Raw genomic sequence first — 6,424 nt, 5'->3', positions numbered from 1 at the left:
GCGGCGAGCTGGTCATCGGGGTCGGCGCCCTGCCCGCCGGTTTCCCGCCGCTCGCCTACACCGGCACCGACCAGAAGACCCTCACGGGCGCGGAGCCCGACCTCGGCCGCCTGGTCGCCGCGACCCTGGGCCTCAAACCGGTGGTCAAGAACTCCACCTGGGAGAACCTCTTCGTCGGCGTCGACAGCGGAAAGGTCGACGCGGCCTTCTCCAACGTCACGGTCACCGAGGAGCGCAAGAAGAAGTACGAGTTCGCCTCCTACCGCAAGGACAATCTGGCCTTCGAGGTACTGAAGGAGAATCCCTGGAATTTCGGCGGCGACTTCCACAACCTCGCGGGGAAGACGGTGGCGGTCAGCAAGGGCACCAACCAGGAGAAGATCCTGCTGGAGTGGCAGGGCAAGCTCCGGGCCGAGGGCAAGGACGTCGAGGTCAAATACTTCCCTGACCCCAACAGCGTGTACCTGGCGCTGAGCGGCGGGAAGATCGACCTCAGCTTCGGACCGAACCCGTCCATCGCCTACCACATCACGCAGACCGCGGGCGGCAACGCGCCCACCCGCAACGCCGGTTCGTACTCCGGGGCCGGGGAGAGCCTCCAGGGGCTCATCGCCGCCACGGCGAAGAAGGACAGCGGGCTGGCCAAACCGGTGGCGGAGGCGGTCAACCACCTGATCAGGAACGGCCAGTACGCGCAGCTGCTGGCCGCCTGGAACCTGTCGAACGAGGCCGTCACCACCTCCGAGGTGAACCCGCCCGGCCTGCCGCAGGCCGCCTCATGAGCGCCGACCGGCGGGCGGTGGCCGCGTGAAGTTCCTTGCCATCACCCTGATCGCGGATTCCGCGGACCCGGTGACGGGTGTGCCCACCCCCACGCGCGAGCGGTTCCGTGAGGTCGTCGCAGCCGCCGAGCTGGCGGAGTCGCTCGGCTTCGACGGTTTCGGGGTGGGCGAGCGCCACGAGCGGCCGTTCCTGTCCTCCTCGCCTCCCGTGGTCCTCTCCCACATCGCCGCACTCACCCGGCGGATCCGGCTGTTCACCGCCGTCACCACCCTGAGCCTGCTCGATCCGGTGCGGGCGTACGAGGACTACGCGACGCTGGACCACCTCTGCGACGGGCGTCTGGAGCTGATGATCGGCAAGGGCAACGGAACGGCGCAGCGCGAGCTCTTCCACGTGACCCCCGAGGACCAGTGGGAGCGCAACACGGAGGGCTACGAGCTGTTCCGGCGGATCTGGCGCGAGGAGGAGGTGACCGCCGAACCGCGCTTCCGGCCCGCCCTGACCAAGGCGGAGGTACTGCCGCGGCCGTACCAGCGGGCCGTGCGGGTCTGGCACGGCAGCGCCACGAGCCGCGAGTCCGTCGATCTCGCGGCGCGTTACGGGGACCCGCTCTTCTCCGCGAACGTCACGCACCCCATCGGCCCGTACGCCGAGCTGATCCGCCACTACCGGGAGCGCTGGGAGCACTACGGGCACGATCCGGCGCACGCGGTCGTCGGTGCGGGCACGGCCGGCTACCACGCGGCGCCCACCTCGCAGCAGGCGGCGCTGGCGTACCGGCCGGCGTTCGCCCGCTACCTCGACACCCACAGGCGGCAGGGTCTGGATCCGGTCTTCCCCACGCTGGAGGACTTCATCGAGCGCAGCTCGGCGCTGATCGGCAGCCCCCAGCAGGTGATCGAGAAGGTTCACCGCTACCACGAGGAGTTCGGCCATACGGTGCTGCACCTGCAGGCCGAGCCGGGCGGGCTCACCGCGGCCGAGCACCGCGCCTCGCTCGAACTCTTCCAGTCGGACATCGCCCCGGTGCTGCGGCGCGAGATCCCCGACCCGTCCTTCCCCGACCGCTGAGGAGCTGTGACAGCGCCTGCCGCGAGCACCGTATTACGTGGATGACGGGACGGAGGTGTTCGCCTAGAGTGTGACGAGACGATACGTCTCGTTGTAGAGAGGGGGTTGCCCATGCGTGCTTCAGGTGGTCGCAGTCAGGTCGTGCTGGCCGAGGTGGGCAAGCGGTACGGGACCCGGACGGTGCTGGACCGGGTCGGGTTCTCGGTGCGGCCCGGGGAGCGGGTCGGGGTCGTGGGGGACAACGGGGCCGGGAAGTCGACCTTGTTGAGGCTGCTCGCCGGGTGGGAAAGGGCCGATGCCGGCGAGGTGTCGGTGCGGGCGCCCGGCGGGGTGGGGTACCTCGCCCAGACGCTCGGCCTGCCGGCAGGGGCCCGGGCCGGTGATGTCGTGGACCGGTCGCTGGCCGGGCTGCGGCGGCTGGAACGGCGGATCCGGGCCGCCGAGGAACGGCTCCACCTGGCCGGCCCGGAGGAGATCGAAGCGTACGGGCGGCTGGTCTCGGAGTACGAGGCACGGGGCGGCCGGGACGCCGACCGGCGGGTCGCCGCCATCCTGCGGCGGCTCGGTGAACGGGAGCCCATCGAACGGGGGCGGCCGCTCGGAACGCTGTCCGGCGGGCAGCGGTCGCGGCTGGCGCTGGCCGCGGCCCTGGCGGCCGAGCCGGAGCTGTTGCTGCTCGACGAACCCACCAACGACCTGGACGACGAGGCGGTCGGGTGGCTGGAGGAACACCTGGTGCGACGGACCGGCACCCTCGTGGCCGTCACCCACGACCGGATGTTCCTGGACCGGGTCACCACGGCGATCCTGGAAGTGGACCACGAGCGGCTCACCGTGCGACGCCACGGCAACGGCTATGCGGGTCATCTGGTCGCGCGTGCCGCGGCGCGGGCCCGGTGGGAGCGCGAGTACGAGGAGTGGGCCGCGGAGAAGCAGCGCGTGGAGCGGCTCGCCGACAGCAACATCGGACGGCTCGCGGAGATCCCGCGCAAGGCTCCGGCCGCGTTCAGCGGCGCCGGGGCGTTCCGTGCCCGGTCGCGGGCGCACGGGGCGATGAGCCGCATCCGCAACGCGCGGGAACGGCTGGCCCGGCTGACGGAGCATCCGGTTCCGGCGCCGCCGGAGCCCTTGCGGTTCACCGGGCGGTTCGGGGCCGACGGTGGCCCGAGTGGTGGGGTGGACGTCCAGGGGCTGGCCGTGCCCGGGCGGCTCGCGCCGGTGTCGTTCCGGCTGGCGGCGGGCGAGCGGATGCTGGTCACGGGGCCCAACGGGTCGGGGAAGTCCACCCTGCTGCAGGTGCTCGCGGGTCTCCTGCCGGCCGGGCACGGTGACGTACGGGCTCCGGGGCGGGTCGGGCTGCTGCGGCAGGACGATCCGTGGTCGGGCGAGCACCGTTGCGCGGAGCGGGCGTTCGGGGAGGAGGTCGCGCAAGCCCTGGTGCGGTTCGGCCTGTTGGGCGTGGCCGACGTGGCCAGGCCGGTGCGGGAGCTGTCCGCGGGGCAGCGGCGCAAGCTGGAGCTGGGCAGGCTCGTCGCGGGCGGGCCGTACGACCTGCTCCTCCTCGACGAGCCGACCAACCACCTGGCGCCGGGGGTCGTGGAGGACCTGGAGGCGGCGCTGGCCCCGTACACCGGGACCCTGATCGTCGTCAGCCATGACCGGCGGCTCAGGTCCGGGTTCTCCGGCAAGCGCATGGAACTGGGCGGTGAGGGAGTCCCTGTCCCGGACGACCGCCGCGCGGCCGGGGCTCCCGTGCCGCAGGCTTAGGCCGTCTCTTTCGGAGGGCCGCTCCGTCACGACCGGGGCACCGGCCGGCGGCGTGCCGGGCGCCGAGCGGCGCGGCGCGCGCATGGCTGCGCGTTCGGGGAGCGGACCGGCTTCCGGCCGGGGCCGTCCGCCTCAGCCGCCGCACCCGTAGCGGCGGCTGCCGCAGCTTTCCTCCCCGTGCGTCCAGTGGACGTCGCCATCGTCGGACCCGCAGGCGTCGTCGCCGGCGCCCGGCTCGTCGAAGACGGCCGCCCACATGGCCATGAGCAGGACGGGCGCGAGCGCGATGGCGATCATCCACCAGCCGATGGCCTCCTGGACGCCCTGGAGGTCCGGATCCCACACGATCCAGATCAGGCTCCCCCACACCGCCCAGGACAGCAGCGCGCTGACCCCGGCCCGGTTGTCTTCCCGGCTCATGCTCCACCCCCGCCGCCGCCGTATCGGGCACATGTTCCCGAAGCGCAGCAGCGGAACACATGACTCCGGCAAAGTCCGTGCCTCACAGCCAGCCGTTGCGCTGCGCCTGGAGGGCCATCTGGAAGCGGTTCTCGGCGCCCAGGCGGGCCATCAGGATCTGGAGCCGGCGGAAGAAGGTGCGGCGGCTGATGCCCAGTTCGCGGGCGATGACCTCGTCGCCCGCGCCGCGCAGCCGGCGGTCGGCCGGCGCCAGGCCGGCCGGGCGGGTGGTGCGGCCGTGGAAGGGCAGGGCCTGCTGCCAGGTCTGCTCGAACAGGGCGACGAGGGCCGAGAGCAGGCCGCACGGCTGCACCACCAGCGTCGTGTGGTGCACGTCGGAATCCCTGATCGACAGGGACACCAGCGCGTACGCCTCGTCGATGATCAGCAGCTTGACCGGCACCGTCGGAGCCACCCGGGCCTGCTCGCCCGCCTCGATGCACGGCTCGATGGCCGTCTCCAGCCGTCCCGGCGTCTCCAGCGACGCCTTGGAGTAGACGACCCGCTGCGTCACCCCGCGGGCGAGGGTCGCCAGCGCGTCGTCGAGGGCCTCGGTCTGCGGGAAGTAGGGCGGCGATTCGAGCTGGCGGATCTGTTCGCGGGCGCTGGCCCAGGCCTGGCGGAGCCGCGGGCCGACGGCGTCACCGGTGACCACCTCGACGAGGTTGTCACCGTGTGCTGTGAGCCGCCGGCGGCGGAACGTTTCGAACGCGCCGCCCACGGTGATGCGGGACGCCTCCAGCTCGGCCGCGCGGTGCCTCGCGAGGACCTCCAGGCCGGCGGCGGGAGGGACCGGCGCCCCCACGTCCGTGCCCTCCCCGGCGGCGCCGGCCAGCCCGGCGTCGACCAGCTCGCCGTACGCCGTGGCGAAGGCGGCGCCCTCCAGCCCGGCCGCCCGCCCGATCTCGGCGAGCGGTGCGGGGGCCCGTTCCAGGAGGGCCAGGTACACCCGGGACGCTGCCGGGCCGATGCCCAGCGTCCGCAGGGCCTCGTCCAGTCTCGCGTTCTCCATGCACGCATTATCGACGGCCACGGGGCCCCGGTGGCCGATCGGTGCCACTGGCACGGCGGGGCCTCCCGAGGGCGCGCCGCCGCAGTACCGTCCCGACATCGCCGGGGCCTCCCGGCGGCCGAAACCGTCCGGAAGAAGGTGTACGACGTGGCGAACGCGCGCAAGAACGGCCTCTACTCGGAGATCTCCGGGGAACTGTCCGCTCTGATGAAGACGGGCTGGGCGGACACCGAGCAGCACGACCTCCAGCCCGACGAGCAGGCCCCGTACGCGGCCCTCCGCCGCGCCGCCCTCTCCGCGCGCTTCCCGGGCGAGCGGCTGGTCGTCCCGTCCGGGAACCTCAAGGTCCGCTCGAACGACGACACCTACCCCTTCCGCCCGTACTCCGGCTACGTCCACATGACCGGGGACCGGGCCCGCGACGGCGCGCTCGTCCTCGAACCCCGCCCCGACGGCGGCCACGACGCGTACTGCTACGTGCTGCCGCGCGACGGCCGGGACACCGACGAGTTCTGGCTGGGCTACACCGCCGAGCTGTGGATGGGCCGCCGCCGCTCCCTCGCCGAGTCGGAGCGCGTGCTCGGGCTGTCCTGCCGTGACGTGCGCACGGCGGTCGCCGACCTGGCCGCCGCACCCGGCGTGCCCACGCGCATCGTCCGCGGCGTCGACGCGGCGCTGGAGGCCGCGGTCACCACCGACGCCGGGCGCGACGCCGAACTGGAGGAGGCGCTGAGCGAGCTGCGCCTCGTCAAGGACGAGTGGGAGATCGGCGAGATGCGCAAGGCGGTGGACTCCACCGTGCGCGGTTTCACCGACTGCGTGGGCGAGCTCTCGCGGGCGGTCGCCTCCTCCGAGCGGTGGATCGAGGGCACCTTCTTCCGCCGGGCGCGGCTGGAGGGCAACTCCGTCGGGTACGGCTCGATCTGCGCCGCGGGGGACCACGCCACGATCATGCACTGGACCGACAACGACGGCCCGGTACGCCCCGGTGACCTGCTCCTGCTCGACGCCGGTGTGGAGACCCACACCCTCTACACCGCCGACGTCACCCGCACCCTGCCCGTCAGCGGCACGTTCACGCCCGTGCAGCGGATGGTGTACGACGCGGTGTACGAGGCCCAGGAGGCGGGCATGGCCGCCGTGAAGCCGGGGGCCGCGTACCGCGACTTAGCGGTACCTGGCGGAGAAGCTCGTGGAGTGGGGCTTCATCGAGGGCCCGGCGGACCGTGCGTACGAGCTCGGCCTGCAGCGCCGTTTCACCATGGCCGGCACCGGCCACATGCTGGGCCTGGACGTCCACGACTGCGCCGAGGCCCGCACCGAGGAGTACGT

The 6,424-nt window shown here is 72.9% G+C and carries 5 protein-coding genes and 1 pseudogene; 4 read left to right on the top strand and 2 right to left on the bottom strand.

Annotation, left to right across the window (positions count from 1 at the left end; translation table 11 throughout):
• The 3 genes from VR44_RS33625 to VR44_RS33615 all read left to right on the top strand — a co-directional run.
• The coding region (locus tag VR44_RS33625) for an ABC transporter substrate-binding protein (RefSeq protein WP_045951430.1) at positions 1-782 on the top strand (782 nt) is incomplete at its 5' end.
• A 25-nt stretch (positions 783-807) separates the two neighbouring features.
• On the top strand, positions 808-1,854 hold the full coding sequence (locus VR44_RS33620; RefSeq protein ID WP_045951429.1) for an LLM class flavin-dependent oxidoreductase: 1,047 nt from the start codon (positions 808-810) through the stop codon (positions 1,852-1,854).
• Between the two features lie 111 nt (positions 1,855-1,965).
• The gene (locus VR44_RS33615; RefSeq protein WP_045951428.1) at positions 1,966-3,621 is read left to right on the top strand and encodes an ABC-F family ATP-binding cassette domain-containing protein; all 1,656 of its coding nucleotides are present in this window, start codon (positions 1,966-1,968) and stop codon (positions 3,619-3,621) included.
• A gap of 132 nt (positions 3,622-3,753) precedes the next feature.
• On the opposite strand, the gene VR44_RS33610 is transcribed toward VR44_RS33615, so the two are convergent.
• Together VR44_RS33610 and VR44_RS33605 are read right to left on the bottom strand one after the other, a co-directional pair.
• Complete coding sequence (locus VR44_RS33610; RefSeq protein WP_045951427.1) at positions 3,754-4,041, bottom strand: hypothetical protein; 288 nt, start codon at positions 4,039-4,041, stop codon at positions 3,754-3,756.
• Between the two features lie 82 nt (positions 4,042-4,123).
• The gene (locus VR44_RS33605; protein WP_045951426.1) at positions 4,124-5,092 is read right to left on the bottom strand and encodes a helix-turn-helix domain-containing protein; all 969 of its coding nucleotides are present in this window, start codon (positions 5,090-5,092) and stop codon (positions 4,124-4,126) included.
• Positions 5,093-5,239: 147 nt separating this feature from the next.
• On the opposite strand from VR44_RS33605, the pseudogene VR44_RS33600 reads away from it, so the two are divergent.
• Positions 5,240-6,424: pseudogene (locus VR44_RS33600) on the top strand (aminopeptidase P family protein); the annotation flags it as partial.

Origin of the sequence: Streptomyces katrae (assembly GCF_000966975.1) — a bacterium.
GTDB classification, from domain to species: Bacteria; Actinomycetota; Actinomycetes; order Streptomycetales; family Streptomycetaceae; genus Streptomyces; species Streptomyces katrae.
The sequence above is the reverse complement of the archived record's forward strand: the minus strand, read 5'-3'. Positions and strand labels throughout refer to the sequence as shown.